The following is a 17,748-nucleotide window of genomic DNA, read 5'->3' as shown; positions in this document are numbered from 1 at the left end:
CCCGGATCAACCCGTGCCTACGATGCTTTGCGTGATGTGCTGAACAAGGAGAATGATTGGGCGGATCCTCAAGATCCGGCTCGTGCGCGCGATGTTCGCTCCATCATCGAACAGGTCAAACGCGGCAATGCTCGCGAGAGCCTGCATGATTGGGTGATCAATCGCATTGCAGAAGGCGTAATCAATGACCGGTTGCAGATGATCGATCATCTGAAGCGCGAAGGCTTCGAGGTTACACGCCAGGGCAAGACATACATCACAGCGCTTGAGCCCAGCACGGGCGAGCGCTTTCGTTTAAAAGGCGATATCTTTCATGAGAATTGGACGCGATCGGCCGCGCTTGAGCGAGCGGTTGGCGAGCGACATCGAGAACAAGGGCATTCCGCCCCCCGATGCGGAGAGCGCCTCGCCGCCGAAGACATTGGAGAGCTTCGAGAACGATTACAGGCGCATATCGACCGACGCGCTGACTACAATCGAGAGAGATATGGCAGCCTTCGTCTCCACGACCAGGAGCATGATCGAGGCGGCGGCAGCTCAGATCGGGACCGAATTGGCGGTAATCTCCAAGACATCGCGCAATCGTCTCTGGATCATGAGCGCATCGGTGCTGATTGCGATCGCCATCAGCGTGTTCGCGAGCTTCTGGTTCACCCGCTTGATGATGCAGGAAGCCCGGAGCGTCAGCTTAAGTACAATTGGTCTGCAAGCGTCTCAGACGAAGGCTGGGCTCGTGGTGACCTGGGACGAGACCAGACTGCAACTTGGCCAATGCCAGACAGGCCAGACGATCACGCCCTGCCTTCTCTCAATCTCGAAGTAGCCACGCCCGGAACCCTGTCGCGCGGCAAGGATCAGTCCACCGCAGCGCTTATCGATGGAGACAACAATGGCCATAGAGCAGCCACCCCGCCCATTCGAGACGCTGACCGGACTCGAACGCGAATTGCTGGGCTACGTCGAGCGGCTGACCAAAGCATCCGAGGACTTGAGCGAGCAGTTCGAACGGCTACAGAGGCAGTCGAGCGCGTTGCACGAACAGCGGCAGACCGCCGTCGAAGATGGCATGAAATCGCTGATCGTGTCCGTGCACGCGTTGATCGCGCATCTGAGCGCATCCAGCGCGGCTTCGACTGGTGGAAAGACTTTGCCGCCAGACTTGGCCGACAGTCTGACAGCTTTGAACGACGCAGTGCAGACCCTGCGCGGGCGGTCGGAGCAGGACGAAAGCTAGCCCTCCAAAACGGTATCACCAGCACTGCCGACACCCAGCAGGCAGCAGATCATCGTCAGCAACAGCAACAGCGCGTGCGCCCGACGGATGGCGCGCGCGATCGCGGCCCGTCGTGCTGACCTCATCTCAAAATCGACAATAACAGACACAGAGGTCTCTCATCATGTCCAGCTTTGCCATTACCCCCATTCGTATTACCCTGGCGATCACCATCGTCATGCTGGGTATCGCTACCATCTTCATCCAGCCGTCCATCTGGCCCAACCTGTTCCAGTCGAGCCGCATCGCCGTTCCGATGCTCATTGCCGCCATAGCGCTCTATGTGTGGCGCGATGGGCTTGAAGGTAATGCGATGACAATCATCAGTGCTTTGGCAGTTCTGACGATTTTTGCCGCCTGTGCGCTTGCGCTGTCGGATATCGTTTATCTAGCCAAAGTGATCCTAACGACTATCCGACAATGGCGAGAGGCCGGTCATTCGGCCTTTGCATCCTTGCAAGCAGGTGTAAGGGTATTGGACCGGCTGACCGAACCCCAGAGCCGTGCCTTCATGAGTGCAGGCCTCATCGGGTTAGCTCCGCTCTTCCTGCTAATGCTGAAAATGGTCTTTACCGCCAATGCACGCTCAAGAGGGCGGATATCCAAAAGCGGCCCCTGGCAGGCAAAGTGGATGGGCAAGCGTGATATTCGCTATCTCCGTAACCTAAAAGCCGGATTACCGCTCGGGCTGAAAGACGGCAATATTCTCCGGTATTCTCCCGATCCCGCCAAAGGATGGCGCGGCGGGCATCATGCGGCCATTGCAGGAACACGTGCAGGCAAAGGCGTCTCAGTCGTCATTCCTGCCATCATCGACCATGACGGACCGGTCGTCGTCCTCGACATCAAAGGAGAGAACTTCGCTGTTACACGGCGCTGGCGGCAGATGCAGGGCCGTCATGTTGTCGTGCTCAATCCGTTCGGGGTCATTGAACCCTCCAAGGACAGCTTCAACCCGCTCGAATACATCAGACCGCAATCGCTGGTCCGCGATATCGACGTGATCGCCGAGGGCCTGGTGAAGCCAGAGCCGGGCAATGGCGCGCATTTTGCCGAACTCGCCCGCCAGCTTGTGGCAGCAACGATCGAAGTAGTGATGAGCATCTACCGCGAGGAGGACCGCGATCTCAATGCAGTTGCCGATATTCTGCTCTCCCCCAAGGCCGAAGACACGCTGCGCAGCTGGGCCGAAAATCCGATCCAATTTGGTCGCAGGCCGTCACAAGCAGCCGCCATCCTACTCGGCGCTGGTGAAAACGAACGTGGCGGCGTGCGCACCACTCTGACGAAGGCCTTTGAATGGATGCGCTCGGATGAAATGCGCTCCTTCCTCGAAAGCGGACCAGACAAGTTCAAGCCATTCAGCCACCTGCTGTCGGGTCGTGTCGACATCTTCATCGTGGTGCCGCTCGATCAGATTGACCAGCAGGCTGTCTTCATGCGCCTCGTGATCAACATGGTTCTTGGCACGGTCGTTCGCCAGGACGGCCAGTCGACCGTGAAGAAGCGGATCCTGCTTGTTCTGGACGAGTTTGTGCGGCTTGGCCGCATGGAGAAGCTGCTGAGCATCGCCAATGTTTCGGCCGGAGCCGGTATCGAAGCGCTGTTCATAACTCAGGACAAAGGTCAGGTCGAAACAGTATACGGCCCCAACGATACCGCCAGCATCTTCGGCTCCTGCGTCACCAATCGCGTCTTCGGCCTTGGCCGAGCCGAGATTAAAACAGCGGAATGGATTGCAAACGCGCTCGGCGATCAGACGGTGCTGACCCAGTCGACGCAAACGGCGATCAAATTCGGCGATACGCCTAAAACCTCGACTTCCGAGCACAAGCAAAAGCTCATGACGGCCGATCAGATCCTCGAACTTCCGCCAGATGAAATGCTATGCTTAATCGGCTCGAAGCCGCCGATCAGGATGAAGGCGATCGTCTCGCACGGCCATGCGAGCTACAGGAAAAAGCTCGACGCGAATCCGACACGGCCTACATAGACAAATGGTCAGGCATATCGCCGCAGAACAAAATCCCAGACCTGCTCCACCTTGCTGTTCCACAATGCTTGCGGATAGGGATTTTCGGGCAGTTCATTGAGGCGCTGCCTGATCTCTGTCCAGACCGCGCCCCGCGTTTCCTGGCCACGAACCCAGTCTATCGCTCCGGTCAGGTCGTGCAGCTTTTCCAGCAGGGATCGCGCCACCCGTTTGACGTCCTGCTCCTCCGCCTTCGTGAGCTTGGGTTCGGGCGTGGTCAGCAGGTCGAAGATCGCCAGTTCCTCCTCGGTCAGTTCGTGGCGGGCCGCGCGCTTCTCCTCCTCGTCCATCTCCCCGATGTACGCCTTCAGAGCTTCGAAGAACTGCTCGGCATCGACCGAACCGGCGTTGTAATCGGCAATCAGCTTTTCCAGCCGCTCCACCAGATGCTGCCGGGTGGGATTGGCCTCAGCCATTTTCCGGGCCTTGTCCTCCGCCTCGTCGCGCAGCTTTTTGGCGGTGACTTTTGGGCTGGCGGCGAAAAGATCGGCCAGCTTGTCAAAGTCGATGCCGGAAAGGTCCACGCGCCCCTCGGAGCTATTGCCTTCGACGATGGGGGTGAGGATCGCAACGCCTTCCAGCTTCTCGTCCAGAAGCTCGGCGATACGCGCGGAAATGGCGGATATATCGACCGGGCCCAGCTTTGCTTTCACGGCGTCGGAAAGCGTGTGGAGAACGGCTACAGGCCGAAGATAGGGCGCGGCCCGTTCGTCCGGCAAGAGCGCCTTATATGCCTTGGTGACTGCCGCCGTCAGTCGCAGGAACTCGCGGCGGCGCTCGTCCGGCGCGATCAGAGTTTCCACCGCTTGATTGATTAGCCGCACCCGGTCGAAATCACGAACCGCCGTGATCGCCTCCGGCTCTATTCCCAATGGCTGAATGAAGGACCGGGCCGCAGCAAGTGCATCTTCCAGAGCGGTGACAAGCGCTTGCTTGTCCTTGATCGGCGTCTCCTCACCTCCACCACCCGCATAGATGGCCAGCGCTTTCTGGAGATTCTGGAACACGCCGACATAATCGACGATGACGCCCGATGTCTTGCCTTCAGACCGGCGGTTGGCCCGCGCTATGGTCTGCATCAGAGTATGGTTTTTCATCGGCTTGTCGAGATAGACGGTGCCGATGGTGGGCACGTCGAAGCCAGTGATCCACATGGCGCAGACGAACACTAGCCGCAGCGGATCGTCGGCGTCCTTGAACTTCGCCTCCAAATCCTCCCGTTGCATCCGCTCCCGGTGCGGCAGGATGTCGAGGCCCTTCTTGCGCAGGTCGTCGATCTCGTTCTGGCTCTGGCTGACCACCACCGCCATATCGAGTTCGCGCAGCCACATCAGCCGCTCGGCTATCGCCGCGCCCTCCGCCTCATGGGCAGTCTTCAGACGTTCCTCGTCCTGCGCGATCAGGCGGGCGACCTCGGCCTTGACCCTATCGTGCATGGCGACGGCGGTTGCCTTGTCGATGGCGACGAACATCGCCTTGCCGCGATAGCCCCGCATGGCGAAGTGCAGCGCCACGTCCTCAGCCACCTTGTCCAGCCGGTTGGGCGCGGTGATGAGCGTATATTGCCGCCCAAACTGCTGGCTGAGCTTCTTTTCCTGCTCCTCGTCCAGCATGGCTTCTTCAAGCAGGGTGTCCAACTCCTCCCGCAGTTCATCGGCGTTAAGCTGCAGCTCCGGCTTTCTTGCCTCGTAGAACAGGGGAACGGTTGCGCCGTCCCGCACGGACTGGGCGAAATCATAGACGGAGACGTAATCGCCGAACACCTCGCGGGTCCGGCTTTCTTCGCCCTGGATCAGCGGCGTGCCGGTGAAGCCGATGAAGGACGCATTGGGCAGCGCCGCCCGCATATTGGCGGCAAGCTGGTCATACTGGCTGCGATGGGCCTCGTCGGTCATCACGATGATGTCCGAGCGTTCGGACAGCACCGGCATCGGTTCCTTGTCCGCCGTGCTGAACTTCTGGATCAGGGTGAACACATAGCGTTCATTGCCCGCCAGCAACTCTTTCAGATGGGCGCGGCTGCCCGCCTGTGCCTGATGAATATCCTTGGTGAGCGCGCCCGCCGAGGCGAATTGCCCGGCAATCTGGTCATCCAGTTCGGTGCGATCGGTCACGATGACGAAGGTGTAATTCCCGCCCAGCCGCCGCAGCACCTTTTCCGCGAACATCACCATGGACAGGCTCTTGCCCGATCCCTGCGTGTGCCAGAACACGCCCAGCCGCCCCTGATTGCTTTCGATATGGCGGACGGCATCAATGGCGCGGTTGACCCCCAGCACCTGATGATATTTGCCGACGATCTTGCGCAGGCCCCCGCGCGCCTCGTCAAACAGCACGAAACTCTCGATCAGGTCGAGGAAGCGGGCAGGTTCGCAGGTGGCGCGCAGCAAAGTTTCAAGGCTGGGATCGTCGGGCCCGTCTTCCTCCAACCGCTTCCACGGCGCGAAGACTTCATAGGGCGCATGGGCCGCCCCCATCACCGCCCCCAGCCCGTTCGACAGGATCACAAAGCCATTGGCCGGGAACAGTTGCGGGATCGTGTCGCGATAGTCCCGCAGGTTGTTGTCATAGGCATCGGCGAGTGGACAGGCCGGGCCTTTCCATTCCGCCAGCAGCAGCGGCAACCCGTTGACGAAACCGATGGTATCGGGCCGTCGCCGGTGCAGCACCCCGTCGATCCAGACCTGACTGGCGACAAGGAAGTGATTGGCAGAGATGTCCCGCCAGTCGATCACCCGCACCAGCAGGTCATCGAACTTGCCGTCATCGCGCCGCACCTGAACCGGAACGCCATTTCGAATGAGCAGCAGCACTTCGCGATTGGCGGCGACCGGCAGCATGGCCGAGCGGTCGCGGGTCAATTCCGTTTCGGCCTGAGCAAGGGCCTCGGCTGGCAGGGCCGGGTTCAGCTTGCGCAGCGCCGCTTTCAGATGTGCGGGAAAATACGCCTGCTGAAAGCTGGTGCGCCCCGTGGGATTGGCAGGCCCCGGTTGCTCGCCGTGCAGATCGACATGCTGCCAGCCCAGTTCCCGCAACAGCGCGAGGGCTGGCTTTTCGACAATGCCATCCTCGGAAGCGACGATGCCAGTAAGCCCCCGCGCCATGTCAGGCGGCCTCTTCCAGTTGGCGTTCAACCTCGGCGACGGAAAGCTGGCCGGAGATCAGGCGCGGGAGCAGGAGGTCGCGAGAGGCGCCGAGCTTCACATTCGCAGTTCCCAGAAAGCCAACCAGTTCTAACATCGGCCAGACTACCGCGTCGAACCTACGGAGGAGGTCAAGTGCCGGGACAGGCATCGCTAAGGAGGCAAGGCTCTCTGTTCGGGCACGTTGGCGGCCTGTGGCCCCAGACATTGAGTTCCGCGCATTGTCACGAAACGATGGTTGGCGAGCGAGGCAATAGGTGAACGCTGGCCCCGCAGTTTCGCCACGCATGACGATAAATTCTGTCGAACCAAAGCCGATGCCATCTTGCCCCGGCAAGCCGCGCACCAACCCCGTTTTTCCGTTTTCCAAACAGGGCGTGATCCGGGCAAACAGCGTGTCTCCGTTGCGGAACTTCGCACCGGAGTTGCCGTCTCGTTCTTCCGGCGGCGCGATAAGCGAAGTTGTCGTGTCGAGATGGCCCATCGAGATGAACGGCTTTAGTCCGTCGCGAGGGATGAGAGTTCTTGGATCGAACGTAATAAGGTCGGCGGCGGCACCCCAAGTCCACCCCTCAGGCAGCGGGCCATCGGGTGTGTCGAGGATCGACACCGCTTCATGGCCGGGGAAACGGAAGCGGACGAACCACTCCTCGAACAGCCCCCGCGCCATCTCCTCCAGCACCGCGATCCGCCTCCGGTTTACCTCGATCAGATCGTCATACGCCCCAAGGATCGACGCTATGCGGCGTTGGGTTTCAAGGCAAGGGACTCGAACTTCACAGTCTTTGAGTAGCTTGAAATGCCGTTGATAGCCAAACTGCTTTAGATCCACGGCGTGCAGCGCATAATAGAGATAGCGGGCATCCAGGCCTTCGACGGGCCGCAACAGCTGAGTTCCGTCAGCACCGACCGCGAAGCGAAAATCAATGAACTTCAAGCAGCAAGTGTGATCGCCAAAAATGATGACTGGGAGCTCCCCATCATAAGCACGATCTGTTTCATCCGTGAAGCCTGCGATAAAGTCAGTACTTTGGTCTATAATTGGGACTGAGCCAGTCGCCCGATATTCGTTGGTCTTAAACTTGTGTTTTCGGGGCTGAACCTCAATTACGTTTCCGACAGGATAAAGGTCTGGGATCATGCCAGCACCTCCGCAACATTTTTAGCAATCTCATCTTGCAAGCGGGCCGCTTCGACGCTCAGCCCCTCCAGTTCTTCCTGCAGTGCTGCAAATCGCTCGCGGAAGTTTCCATCGTCCACCTGCTCGCCTGGCGCGACTCCGACATAGCGCCCGGGGTTCAGGCTCCAGTCCTGCGCGGCAATCTCGGCGCGGGTGGCAACTTTGCACAGTCCGGGCACATCGCCATAGCCAGCATCGCCGAAGATTTCGGCCATCTTCTCGGCGCTGCCTGCCAATGTCTCCGCATCCTGCCCGCGCCATAGCCGAACGATATTGCCGATGAACTCGATCTGGTCCGGCGTGAAGTCACGCTGGGCGCGGCTGACTTGACGGAAGATTTGCCGTGCGTCGATGAACAGCACCTCATCGGCGCGGGGCGTGTCCTTCTTGCCCTTGTCGAGGAACCACAGGGTCACCGGCAGGGTGACGGTGAAGAACATGTTGGGTGAGGTGCTGACGATCACATCCACCGCGCCGGATTCAATCAACTTGCGCCGCAGCTCGCGCTCGGACCCGCCCGCGTCAGAGGCCGAATTCGCCATGACAAAGCCCGCGCGCCCTTGCTCATTCAGCGCGGCGGCAAAGAGACCGATCCAAAGATAGTTCGCATTATTGACCGTGGGCACACCCAGCGAAAAGCGCGCCTCGACATGCCCGGCATCGTTGACCAGCCGCGAGCGATCCACCTCGGACTGGTTGAATGGCGGGTTCGCCATCACAAAATCGAACGCGCCCACCATCTTGTGCGGGTCTTCGTAATAGCTGTTCGCCACCCGAACGTCGCCGCTGAGGCCATGCACCGCGAGATTGAGGCGGCAGAGCTTCTGCGTGTCCTCCATCTTCTCGGCCCCGTAGATGCTGATCTCGCGGCTGGGGTTCTTGTGGTGACGTTTCACGAAATCTGCAGAATGGACGAACATGCCCCCCGAGCCACATGCCGGGTCGAAGATTTTGCCGTGATAGGGTTCGATCACTTCCACGATCAGCTTAACGATGGAGCTGGGCGTGAAATACTCCCCGCCCTTCTGCATGAAGGCGCTGGCAAACTCCCCCATGAAATATTCAAAGATCAGGCCATAGGCGTCGCCCTCGATCTTCAGGGGTGCGAGCAGTCGCAGCACTTCGCGCAAAACACTATTGGGCAACGCACCATATCCTCGCGGCAGGACACCGGCGAGGTCGGGGTTATGCTCGGTGATTGCCTCCATCGCCGCGTTAAGCGCTTCGGCCAAGTTTTCCGTCTCCGGCAGGCCCAGTAAGTAAGAGAAGCGGGCGTGGTCGGGCAGGAACACCGCGCCGTGGCCGTGGTAATCCTGCGGTGTGGGCTTCAGACGGCCCGTAAAGGTTTTCGACAGGTCCGCGTGAACCAAATCAAACCGCGCCTCCATCTGTCGCAGAGCAATCAGAGCGAGAACAGGCTGAGCATATTGGTCAGGGCGCAGCGCTGTGTTGGTCCATAGCTGCTCAGCGGTCTTGAACAGACGCCGCGAAAGGTCTTGAAGATCAACTGACAAATTTTTCCCCTTAACGCTGAGCGCGTTCTGGTGTCGAAGGTTTCGTTTTGATGCGGCCATACGACCGGAGAATTCTTTCGAGGCAACCCGCCACAAAAGCCACCCCAATTCCCGCTGCAAGCAGTGAATATATGACAGCAATAATTATGATTTGCCGCTCAAACGGTTGGTCAACACCTGAAATCGCGAGGATTGCACAACTGGCACCTAGAGGTATGCTCCAAAAGCGCAGTCTGATGTAAAGTTTCTGTATCCTATCAAGAAGATTCTCGAAGTCTATTGCTGGGCAGTTGTCATTGTCCGATATGGCGTTGAAACTCAGCTCACTCAGTATGCGCTTCAGCGCGTCTTGACTATTCTTTCTTCGGTCGGACATTGACTTCCTCCTATGCGGCGAAGGCCGACAGAGCGCTGTCAGTGTAGGTGCTGCCCAATTCACCATGTTCGAGCGCATACTCGTATAAATGACGAACGACGCGGGCCTTTTTTTCGGGTGAGAAATAGATCGATCTCTGTTGAAGGAATTCATCGGTTGCAATTACCGCGTCCTCAAGAAGATCGCCCGCGTCCTTCTGAAATTTCGATCCGCGATTTAGAAGAATCCAAGCTGGGCTAACACCGAACCGATTACAAATTTCTATGATCAATCGTGTCGGGGTTTCTCTCTCTCCGCGTTCATAATTTTTGTATGCACTTTGCGACACCCCAAGTGTCTCCGCGAACGGGATTTGGTGGAATCCAAGATCCTGGCGGACTTCCGCCAAGCGCCTTCCAATTTCACTCACCGAATCTCGCTGTTGCATCAAATATCCATTTGTGTCTATATATACACATTAATGACCTTAGTTGGTCATCCGTAGCTTCGTACATTAACTTATATCCAAATAGAGCGAGAAGTCTATGACTGAGAAGTTCGAGAGGCCTAAAGAGCTGGCCGCCCGTATCGGTTGGCCGATCAAACGTATCCGCACCCTCATAGCTTCCAAGCAGCTCCGACATCATCGGATCGGCGGAAGCATTATAATTCCCATCAACGCAATCGATGAATTTCTGAAGAACACCGAGGTTGAGCCATGCCAAGAAATCAAAGAGGGCCGCGCCTTGTCACACGAAAGGGAAGACCGAACTTTTTCATCCGATACATCGAAACCAGCGGAAAGCAGAAAGACGTTTCAACGGGCACAGGAATATTGTCAGAAGCTGAAGAAGCGCTCGAAGAATTCCTCCGCAACCGGCGAACCAAAAATGCTCCGAAAGCATTAAACAGAGTTTTGGTCGCAGAGGCGCTCCTCGACTACGCTAAATTCAAAGCAGATAAGCCAGCCCGCTCGCAGCGGATCGCTTATGCTATGGTTCATCTCCTAGACTTCTGGCAACAGGCTACAGTCTCCGAAATTAATCGCGAAACTCTAAAGGCTTATGAGCTTCAGCGCAAAGCGGCTCGTGCTACTGTCCGGCGGGAACTCACATGCTTGAGGGCTGCACTCAATCACAGTGTTGCCATGAACCGCATGGTTCCCTTTCCAAGACTTGAGTTACCAGAGGACGGCAAGCCGCGCCAACGCTGGCTTACAAAACATGAGGTGGCAAAGCTAATTCGTGCTGCGAGAAAGGAATTTCGGAGCCGGCATTGGCTGGTGCTGTTTATCCTCGTCGCTGTCTATACTGGCGCACGCAAGACCGCGATTTTGGAGCTCGAGTGGTCTCAAATCGACTTTGTGAATCGGATGCTCGATTTCAATCAACCTAACGCAGAGGAAACGAACAAGAGGCGGGCGAGAATACCACTTGGCCCAAAGTTGTTTGGTCACTTGTTACGTAGGCATAGACGGTCAAATGGTCCCTATGTATTCCACCAAAAAGGCGATGCAAATACACGAATTCATAGCATCGACAAGGGCTTCCGTGCAGCTTGCATCAGAGCCGGACTTAAGCATGTGACCCCACATACCCTCCGCCATACCCGTGCAAGTTGGTTTGCCCAAGATGGCGAGAAGATATTGGATGTCTCCGAATATATGGCAGTGTCAACGGAAACGTTGGCCAAAGTGTACACCCACCACAATCCGAAACATCTGCGGGCTCTCGCGGCGCGGCTTTAAGTGTGTACGCAGATCGTACGCATTACCCCGCGAATTGATTGGAAACGATTGGACAAATTCGGCATGAGACGGGCACAAAAAAATAGATATATGTTTTTATTTTCAATGCGTTATAAGCGCATCCTCTTTACTCCGAAGGCAGAGGTCACAGGTTCGAATCCTGTCGGGTGCGCCATTTTCCAGATAGCTTTCAGTTCGCTCAGGATACCTGTAGCCAGCCGTCGATACCTTCGGCTGCGGCAACGCCCATTGTGAAACAGGCCGTTAAAAGATAGCCGCCGGTGGGTGCTTCCCAATCGACCATCTCACCGGCAACAAAGAGGCCGGGCATTTTCTGCAACATCTGATTCTGGTCGATCTCATCCCACACGATACCGCCAGCCGAAGAGATGACCTCATCTATCGGACGGGTACGCAGCAAAGGGACGCGAAGCGCCTTGATGGCATGCGCCAGCTTGTCAGGATTTTTATCGCGCAGATATTCAGCAACGAGCGCTGCCTTCACGCCGGTCAAGCCAGCGCCCTTCCGCAAAAGATTGCCAAAGCTGAGCTTGCTGTCCTGTCGTTCCAGATCGGCTTTGAGCCGCTCAACGCTACGCCCTGGCGCAAGATCGAGCACCAGATCGGCCCGCCCGTCTGCTTCCAGCGCGTCCCGCAAGGCGGCTGCGTGCGCGTAAACAAGGCCTCCTTCCACACCCGTTTTCGTGACGACGAACTCGCCCTGTGTGGTCCCCGCAACGCTTGTGATGGTGACGGATTTGACCGGTTCGCCTGCAAAACGGCTCACCAGATGCTCACTCCAGGCAACATCGAATCCGCAATTTGCGGAACGCAACGGCGCAATCGTAATGCCCTTCTCGGCAAAATGCGGCATCCAGGCGCCATTTGAACCGAGTTTAGGCCAGCTTCCGCCGCCAAAAGCAAATAGCGCAGCATCGCATTCGACGGTTTCGCGGCCTTTGGCTGTTTCCACAACAGGCCTATTGCCTTCAAAGCCCACCCAGCGATGACGCGTCAGCACCCGCACGCCTTGCGCTTCCAGACGGCGTCCCCATGCGCGCAGAAGCGGCGATGCTTTCATCGCCTTGGGAAACACCCGATCCGAGGACCCCACAAAGGTTTCAGCGCCAAGCCCGTCAGCCCAGTCGCGTAGTTGTTGAGGCCCAAACTTTTGCAGCATTGGCAGAAGCCGGGCATTGGCCGCGCCGAAACGGCTTGCGAAGACCGCGAAATCTTCCGCATGGGTGATGTTGAGACCGGATTTTCCAGCCAGCAGAAATTTCCGTCCAACCGTCGGCATCTGCTCGTAGACGGTCACGGCGTATCCGAGGGCAGATAGTTTTTCGGTTGCAATCAGTCCGGACGGACCGCCGCCGAAAACCGCGATGCGACCGCTACGCATGACTGTTTTGCTGAAACGTGGACGTAAAATCCATCAGTCCTGCTTCTCCAGCATTTCCTTAACGGTAGTCGCCAACTGCTTGAGCGAAAACGGTTTTGGCAGGAATCCGAACTTTGCATCCGCTGGCAAGTTACGCGCAAAAGCATCTTCCGCATAACCGGAAACAAACACGAATTTGATGTCCGGATAGGTCTTGCGCAGCTCACGCAACAGCGTCGGGCCGTCCATTTCAGGCATGACCACGTCGGATACGACGATATCCACCTCGCCGCCCAGCTCTTCCATGATTTCCAGCGCTTCCACGCCGGAAGCCGCTTCATGCACCGTATAACCGCGCGACTGGAGCGCGCGCACGCCGCCCATACGCACGGCATCCTCGTCTTCCACGAGCAGGACGGTCGCGGAACCGGACAGGTCCGTTGCCTTTTCGACCTTCTTTTCCTTGACCGCGACGGGCGCGTCTTCGGCGCTCTTTTCCACGATAAGGCGCGGCAGGAAGATCTTGAAGGTCGTTCCCTTGCCGACTTCGGAATCGCAATAGATGAAGCCGCCGGTTTGCTTGATGATGCCATAGACCATCGAAAGGCCAAGACCGGTGCCCTTACCGACTTCCTTGGTGGTGAAGAACGGCTCAAAAATCTTTTCAAGCACATCGGCTGGAATGCCCGTGCCGGTGTCTTCCACCTCGAAGACGACATAATCGGCTTCAGGAAGATCGCGATAGTTGAGCTTTGCCGCTTCATGGACGGGCACGTTGCGGGTCCGCAGCGTGATTGCACCGCCTTCAGGCATAGCATCGCGGGCATTGACGGCGAGATTGACCGCAACCTGCTCGAACTGGCCAAGATCGGCTTTGACTGGCCACAGGTCGCGGCCATGATCAATCTTCAGTTCGATATCCTTGCCGACGAGACGCGCCAGCAACATGCGCAGATCGGCCAGAACATCGGTCAGGTCCAGCACTTCCGGACGCAGCGTCTGGCGGCGCGAGAACGCAAGCAACTGGCGCACGAGCGAAGCGGCACGGTTTGCGTTCTGCTTGATGTTCATAATGTCCGGGAAAGACGGATCGGACGCGCGATGATTGGTCAGAAGCAGGTCCGACGACATGATGATTGCCGTCAAAACGTTGTTGAAATCATGCGCGATACCACCGGCAAGCTGGCCCACAGCCTGCATCTTTTGGCTCTGCGCCATCTGGTTTTCGAGCGCTTTCTGTTCCGTCGTTTCAACGGCGGAAATGATCGCGGCTTCTTCCGACGATTCCCCGCCCATATCGCTGACCGGGCTCATATAGAAACGGATATGCCGTTCTTCATTGCCCGGAAGCACAGTATCGACGGGCGAGATACTCGCCTGTCCGGCAAATGCCGCAGCAAGCGCCTTGGTGAAGACTTCGCGGTCACGCTCATGCACGACATTTTCAAGCTTCACGCGGCGATCGACGGAATCGCGATCCACAACGGACGAGAAAATATCGAGGAAGCGCGCATTGGTGCGTAGCGTGTGCCCTTGCGCATCGACGGCGGCAATGGCCATTGGCGCGGAATTGAAGAATCGCGTGAACCGAACTTCTGCCGAACGCAGTGCAGCCGAGGAATCATCCCCCTCCGCACGATCCAGAACGATGGTGCGACTGGTGCCGCGCGTCCCGTCGCGCGCCGCCTGTACACGGTGATAAAACCGCACGGCCAGGCTCTGGCCATTGCGCTTGATGAGATCGAGATCGATCACCGTGTTGCGGCTGGTGCCGGGCTCGGCCTTGACGGCCTTGATCAGCGCCATGCCGCTGCCCGCTACGATTTCGTTGAGCGTCAGCGAGCCCGGTGTGAAGGCTGTGAGATCGACGCCCAGCCATTCCGCCAAAGTGGCGTTGAGATAGATGATGCGGCCCGACGGATCGGCAGAGAAGAAGCCTGCCGGTGCATGATCGAGATGATTGATTGCTTCCTGCAATTCCTGAAAGAAGCGTTCCTGTTCGGCGCGTTCTTCTGAAATGTCGGCAATCTGCCAGGCGACGAGCGGACCTTTGTAATCCTGCCCCGCTTCGATGGGACGAGCTTTGATCCGATACCAGACCGGTGCAAGCGAACCATGGGCTTCACGGGACAGCCCGCCAGACAGTCGCACTTCCTCCTGCCCGGAGAGACCGTCACGTACGGCATTCGTCAGACGGTAAATCGCGTCGGATGCCGCCGGTTCCGCCGTCAGCACATTGTCAAGCGAGCGGATGCCGTCGGCATTGGCAACGCCGGTCATGTTGGCATAAGCCTGATTGGCATAAACGATCTGACCGCGAGAATCGGAGATGACAGTACCTTCCGGCTGCGAATCCATGAAGGAATGCGCCAGATCTTGCCCGCCTTTGCGCTGGCTGAACTGAATGAGGCCCGTGGCCGCGCCCAGAAGATAGAAGACGCCGACCATCGACAGAATGCCCATCAGGATAAGCGCGAAACCATCACCAATCCGGTCGCGAAAAAGGAAGTAGACAACCGCCAGCCCGGTCAGCAAAAGGCCGACGATCAGCAGACGCAGCGCGCCGCTGGAATTGCGCTTCGGTGTAACGAGCGGTTTCGGATATGCGTTGTCCGTCTGTCGAGACATCAAGCCCACCGACCTTCCATACTGCATGACTGTTCTGCGCAGGCCGTGAATGTGCCGTGCATTGTTTCGATCAGCCAAGACGTCTTTTCACTCATTTAGCAACCCGATCCTGTCGCCACCCATCTTCTTGCGCGTTCTCCATAAACGATCGCGCAGCGGGGCGAAACGCCATGCATCTGGGTATATCCGATTCGCAGAATGCGTTAATCGGCGAGCAGCACAAGCGTTGCTACACGGAAACGGTGTAAATGCGGTTGTTTTTCACCGTTTTGGTTGGGGATCATAGATTTCTCGCAATTCGATGGAACATTCCCAACGCTTGCAAATTCAACTACTGTCCTGGAAAGTGCAAGTTGCGCGATGATGCGGAATGTCGGGGGATGCACAATCTCCGCTCGTCGGGTTTTTCGAATATTGAATTTAAGAGGGTATCCGCATGAAGGAATGGCTCAGCGGCATCGTTGGAGAAAGCGCGGCTAATATTGTCGGCTTTGTGCTTATATTTGCGATCATTCTCGGCGGAATTTTCGTTGTTTTGAGTATCATCCGCCGTTTCAGCGGTGGTACTTTCGTCTCGAACGGTCGGACACGCCAGCCGCGCCTCTCCGTCATGGATGCCGCAGCCGTGGATAGCCGCCGCAAGCTGGTTCTCATCCGTCGCGACGATGTCGAGCATCTGCTGCTTATCGGCGGCCCGACGGATGTGGTTGTCGAACAGAACATCGTTATGGAATCACGCGCCCATGCCCGCGTGCAGAACTCGCGTATCGAGCCGGAACATATCGAGCGTTTTCGTCAGCATGAAGCGACGATCACAAGCGACGTGAACGAGCGGCCAGCTTTGTCGTCACAGACATCCGCGCCAGAACCGACGCCAGCCAAGGATGAAGCGATCCAGCTGAGTTCGGCCATCGAAACGCCGGTCTACCGCAAGCCGGAACCGCCGAAGGAAGAACCGGTCAGACACGAAGCCCCGCAAGTTGCTGCGCCGCGCGTACCACCGCGCCCGCCGGTGACACCAACGGTTACTCCCGCCGCCCCGCAGGCCCCTGTTCGCCCTCCGGTCGCGCCGCCCGTACAGGCCGCACCACAGAATCGTCCGCAACCGCGCCCTGCACCCAATTATCCGCCGCAGCCGCGCACGGTGCTTCCAGCCCAGCCACCACAGCCGTCGCAGCCGCCTGCCCGTGCTCATCCTGCCTATCCGTTGAGCCAAGTATCGCGCGGCGTGGTCAGCTCTACGTCAAACCTGGGAACCGCCGCCGTAACAGCTGGCGCCGCTGCTGCAACGGTCGCCTCGGCAAATCTCGGCAGCATCGTGCCGGAGCGTGAACCGGTAGCCGCCGTGACAAACACGCCCACGCCTTCGCTCGACGTGACGAGCCCGTCCGTTTCGTCCACCGTGACACCGGATTTCAGCAATGTATCCGAACCGAAGCGCGTCGAGCCGGAAGTAGCAGTCGCCGCACCGGTCCAGCCCACAGCGGCAACGGAAGATGACGATCTGGAAGGACTGGGGGGTGCGTTACACGACGCCATTATGGCCGATCTTGAAACGGAAGTGACGCCGGTGAAGGAAGAAACGCCTGAACCGGAAGCGGATTTGACGACTGATTTCTTCGAAAGCGAACTTTTGAGCTCGCTTGACATCTCGGCAACCGACGACACGACGTCGGATGATATCGAAGATGAGATGGAAAAGCTTCTCGGCGAACTGACGAAGAACGAAACCCGCCCGTAAGACGGCGGTTCTCGTTTCGACTTTAAAGCGCCAGCGGTTATGCCGCTGGCGCTTTTAGTTTGGCGGGCATGCAAAAACAAAAGGCTGCGGTCACCCGCAGCCTTTGAAATTTCTCAAACCAACGTTATGTTCTTAGTCGTCGCGATAAACTTTTTCACGACGCTCATGACGTTCCTGCGCCTCAATGGACAATGTCGCAATTGGGCGTGCATCCAGACGCTTCAGACTGATCGGCTCGCCGGTTTCTTCGCAGAAACCATAAGTGCCTTCGTCAATCCGGCTCAAAGCCGCATCAATCTTGGAAATCAGCTTCCGCTGTCTGTCGCGAGCCCTAAGCTCGATTGCCCGGTCCGTTTCGGAGGATGCCCTATCCGCCAGATCGGGATGGTTTGCATTTTCCTGCTGTAGCGCATCAAGCGTTTCACGCGCTTCGCGAAGAATATCATTCCTCCAGGCGATTAGTTTCGCTCGGAAGTAAGACTTCTGCCGTTCATTCATGAACGGTTCGTCTTCAGTGGGCCTATAGTCAAGGTCGATTAATTCACTCATTCTGAATCACCCCACATCTAGGAGACGCGTGCGGTTATATAAGTCCATCGTCCAGTCGACACAACATCAAAGAAACGTATCCCACTACTTTTTAGTGCATCAATTTTGTGTGTATTTGCAAAAAATTTGTGCAAATGGCGCGCGCAACAGATACTCCGGCCATTATGTCTGGAAGATGACACCGAGGATTAAAAATAGATTGCAA

At 57.5% G+C, this 17,748-nt stretch carries 15 protein-coding genes; 6 read left to right on the top strand and 9 right to left on the bottom strand.

Features of this window, described 5'->3' with window-relative positions; translation table 11 throughout:
• Nucleotides 1–6 precede the first annotated feature (6 nt).
• Nucleotides 7–210: a hypothetical protein gene (locus HWD97_RS07030; protein ID WP_371834907.1), complete on the bottom strand. Its 204-nt coding sequence runs from the start codon at nt 208–210 to the stop codon at nt 7–9.
• A gap of 103 nt (nt 211–313) precedes the next feature.
• Here HWD97_RS07030 and HWD97_RS07025 point away from each other — a divergent pair, with 103 nt between their 5' ends.
• The 3 genes from HWD97_RS07025 to HWD97_RS07015 all read left to right on the top strand — a co-directional run bounded on the left by HWD97_RS07025 (nt 314) and on the right by HWD97_RS07015 (nt 3,266).
• Nucleotides 314–823, top strand: coding sequence for a hypothetical protein (locus HWD97_RS07025; RefSeq protein WP_371834906.1), 510 nt, complete (start codon nt 314–316; stop codon nt 821–823).
• Nucleotides 824–889: 66 nt separating this feature from the next.
• Entirely contained in the window at nt 890–1,234 is a 345-nt protein-coding gene (locus HWD97_RS07020; protein ID WP_371834905.1) for a hypothetical protein, read from the top strand.
• Between the two features lie 163 nt (nt 1,235–1,397).
• Nucleotides 1,398–3,266: a type IV secretory system conjugative DNA transfer family protein gene (locus HWD97_RS07015; RefSeq protein WP_371834904.1), complete on the top strand. Its 1,869-nt coding sequence runs from the start codon at nt 1,398–1,400 to the stop codon at nt 3,264–3,266.
• 8 nt (nt 3,267–3,274) lie between these two features.
• On the opposite strand, the gene HWD97_RS07010 is transcribed toward HWD97_RS07015, so the two are convergent.
• From HWD97_RS07010 to HWD97_RS06990, 5 genes are read right to left on the bottom strand one after another with little or no spacing between them, the layout of a single operon-like run.
• Nucleotides 3,275–6,409 (bottom strand): type I restriction endonuclease subunit R, encoded by a 3,135-nt coding sequence (locus tag HWD97_RS07010; protein WP_371834903.1) that lies wholly within the window; start codon nt 6,407–6,409, stop codon nt 3,275–3,277.
• Between the two features lies 1 nt (nt 6,410).
• Nucleotides 6,411–7,589: a restriction endonuclease subunit S gene (locus HWD97_RS07005; protein ID WP_371834902.1), complete on the bottom strand. Its 1,179-nt coding sequence runs from the start codon at nt 7,587–7,589 to the stop codon at nt 6,411–6,413.
• Nucleotides 7,586–9,142, bottom strand: coding sequence for an N-6 DNA methylase (locus tag HWD97_RS07000; protein ID WP_371834901.1), 1,557 nt, complete (start codon nt 9,140–9,142; stop codon nt 7,586–7,588). The genes HWD97_RS07005 and HWD97_RS07000 overlap by 4 nt, the downstream gene beginning before the upstream one ends.
• A gap of 10 nt (nt 9,143–9,152) precedes the next feature.
• Nucleotides 9,153–9,518 carry a hypothetical protein gene (locus HWD97_RS06995; RefSeq protein ID WP_371834900.1) on the bottom strand — a complete coding sequence of 122 codons (366 nt, stop codon included), beginning with the start codon at nt 9,516–9,518 and terminating at the stop codon, nt 9,153–9,155.
• A 10-nt stretch (nt 9,519–9,528) separates the two neighbouring features.
• On the bottom strand, nt 9,529–9,945 hold the full coding sequence (locus HWD97_RS06990) for a helix-turn-helix domain-containing protein (RefSeq protein ID WP_371834899.1): 417 nt from the start codon (nt 9,943–9,945) through the stop codon (nt 9,529–9,531).
• A gap of 97 nt (nt 9,946–10,042) precedes the next feature.
• Here HWD97_RS06990 and HWD97_RS06985 point away from each other — a divergent pair, with 97 nt between their 5' ends.
• A complete protein-coding gene (locus tag HWD97_RS06985) occupies nt 10,043–10,405 on the top strand; it encodes a hypothetical protein (protein WP_371834898.1) in 363 nt (120 codons plus the stop codon).
• Complete coding sequence (locus tag HWD97_RS06980) at nt 10,333–11,244, top strand: tyrosine-type recombinase/integrase (RefSeq protein ID WP_371834897.1); 912 nt, start codon at nt 10,333–10,335, stop codon at nt 11,242–11,244. Before HWD97_RS06985 ends, HWD97_RS06980 begins: the two co-directional genes overlap by 73 nt.
• A gap of 199 nt (nt 11,245–11,443) precedes the next feature.
• Here HWD97_RS06980 and HWD97_RS06975 read toward each other — a convergent pair whose 3' ends face one another.
• Both HWD97_RS06975 and cckA read right to left on the bottom strand, forming a co-directional pair.
• The gene (locus HWD97_RS06975; RefSeq protein ID WP_109368942.1) at nt 11,444–12,646 is read right to left on the bottom strand and encodes a TIGR03862 family flavoprotein; all 1,203 of its coding nucleotides are present in this window, start codon (nt 12,644–12,646) and stop codon (nt 11,444–11,446) included.
• Between the two features lie 33 nt (nt 12,647–12,679).
• Entirely contained in the window at nt 12,680–15,280 is a 2,601-nt protein-coding gene (cckA, locus tag HWD97_RS06970; RefSeq protein WP_371830780.1) for a cell cycle histidine kinase CckA, read from the bottom strand.
• 409 nt (nt 15,281–15,689) lie between these two features.
• On the opposite strand from cckA, the gene HWD97_RS06965 reads away from it, so the two are divergent.
• Entirely contained in the window at nt 15,690–16,994 is a 1,305-nt protein-coding gene (locus HWD97_RS06965; protein WP_124915979.1) for a flagellar biosynthetic protein FliO, read from the top strand.
• A gap of 132 nt (nt 16,995–17,126) precedes the next feature.
• Here the strand turns inward: HWD97_RS06965 and dksA are convergent, their stop codons facing one another.
• The gene (gene dksA, locus HWD97_RS06960) at nt 17,127–17,543 is read right to left on the bottom strand and encodes an RNA polymerase-binding protein DksA (protein WP_109368939.1); all 417 of its coding nucleotides are present in this window, start codon (nt 17,541–17,543) and stop codon (nt 17,127–17,129) included.
• Nucleotides 17,544–17,748 lie beyond the last annotated feature (205 nt).

This window comes from Ochrobactrum sp. C6C9, from assembly GCF_022627935.1.
GTDB lineage: Bacteria > Pseudomonadota > Alphaproteobacteria > Rhizobiales > Rhizobiaceae > Brucella > Brucella teleogrylli.
Note: the sequence above shows the minus strand (reverse complement) of the source record. Positions and strands in the feature narration are given on the sequence as shown.

Excerpts from the sequence above, each read along its gene's own strand:
- HWD97_RS07030 (WP_371834907.1), bottom strand. The coding sequence starts at position 210 with ATGATCGATCATCTGCAACCGGTCATTGATTACGCCTTCTGCAATGCG.
- HWD97_RS07025 (WP_371834906.1), top strand. The coding sequence starts at position 314 with ATGAGAATTGGACGCGATCGGCCGCGCTTGAGCGAGCGGTTGGCGAGC.
- HWD97_RS07020 (WP_371834905.1), top strand. The coding sequence starts at position 890 with ATGGCCATAGAGCAGCCACCCCGCCCATTCGAGACGCTGACCGGACTC.
- HWD97_RS07015 (WP_371834904.1), top strand. The coding sequence starts at position 1,398 with ATGTCCAGCTTTGCCATTACCCCCATTCGTATTACCCTGGCGATCACC.
- HWD97_RS07010 (WP_371834903.1), bottom strand. The coding sequence starts at position 6,409 with ATGGCGCGGGGGCTTACTGGCATCGTCGCTTCCGAGGATGGCATTGTC.
- HWD97_RS07005 (WP_371834902.1), bottom strand. The coding sequence starts at position 7,589 with ATGATCCCAGACCTTTATCCTGTCGGAAACGTAATTGAGGTTCAGCCC.
- HWD97_RS06995 (WP_371834900.1), bottom strand. The coding sequence starts at position 9,518 with ATGTCCGACCGAAGAAAGAATAGTCAAGACGCGCTGAAGCGCATACTG.
- HWD97_RS06990 (WP_371834899.1), bottom strand. The coding sequence starts at position 9,945 with ATGCAACAGCGAGATTCGGTGAGTGAAATTGGAAGGCGCTTGGCGGAA.
- HWD97_RS06985 (WP_371834898.1), top strand. The coding sequence starts at position 10,043 with ATGACTGAGAAGTTCGAGAGGCCTAAAGAGCTGGCCGCCCGTATCGGT.
- HWD97_RS06975 (WP_109368942.1), bottom strand. The coding sequence starts at position 12,646 with ATGCGTAGCGGTCGCATCGCGGTTTTCGGCGGCGGTCCGTCCGGACTG.
- cckA (WP_371830780.1), bottom strand. The coding sequence starts at position 15,280 with ATGCAGTATGGAAGGTCGGTGGGCTTGATGTCTCGACAGACGGACAAC.
- HWD97_RS06965 (WP_124915979.1), top strand. The coding sequence starts at position 15,690 with ATGAAGGAATGGCTCAGCGGCATCGTTGGAGAAAGCGCGGCTAATATT.
- dksA (WP_109368939.1), bottom strand. The coding sequence starts at position 17,543 with ATGAGTGAATTAATCGACCTTGACTATAGGCCCACTGAAGACGAACCG.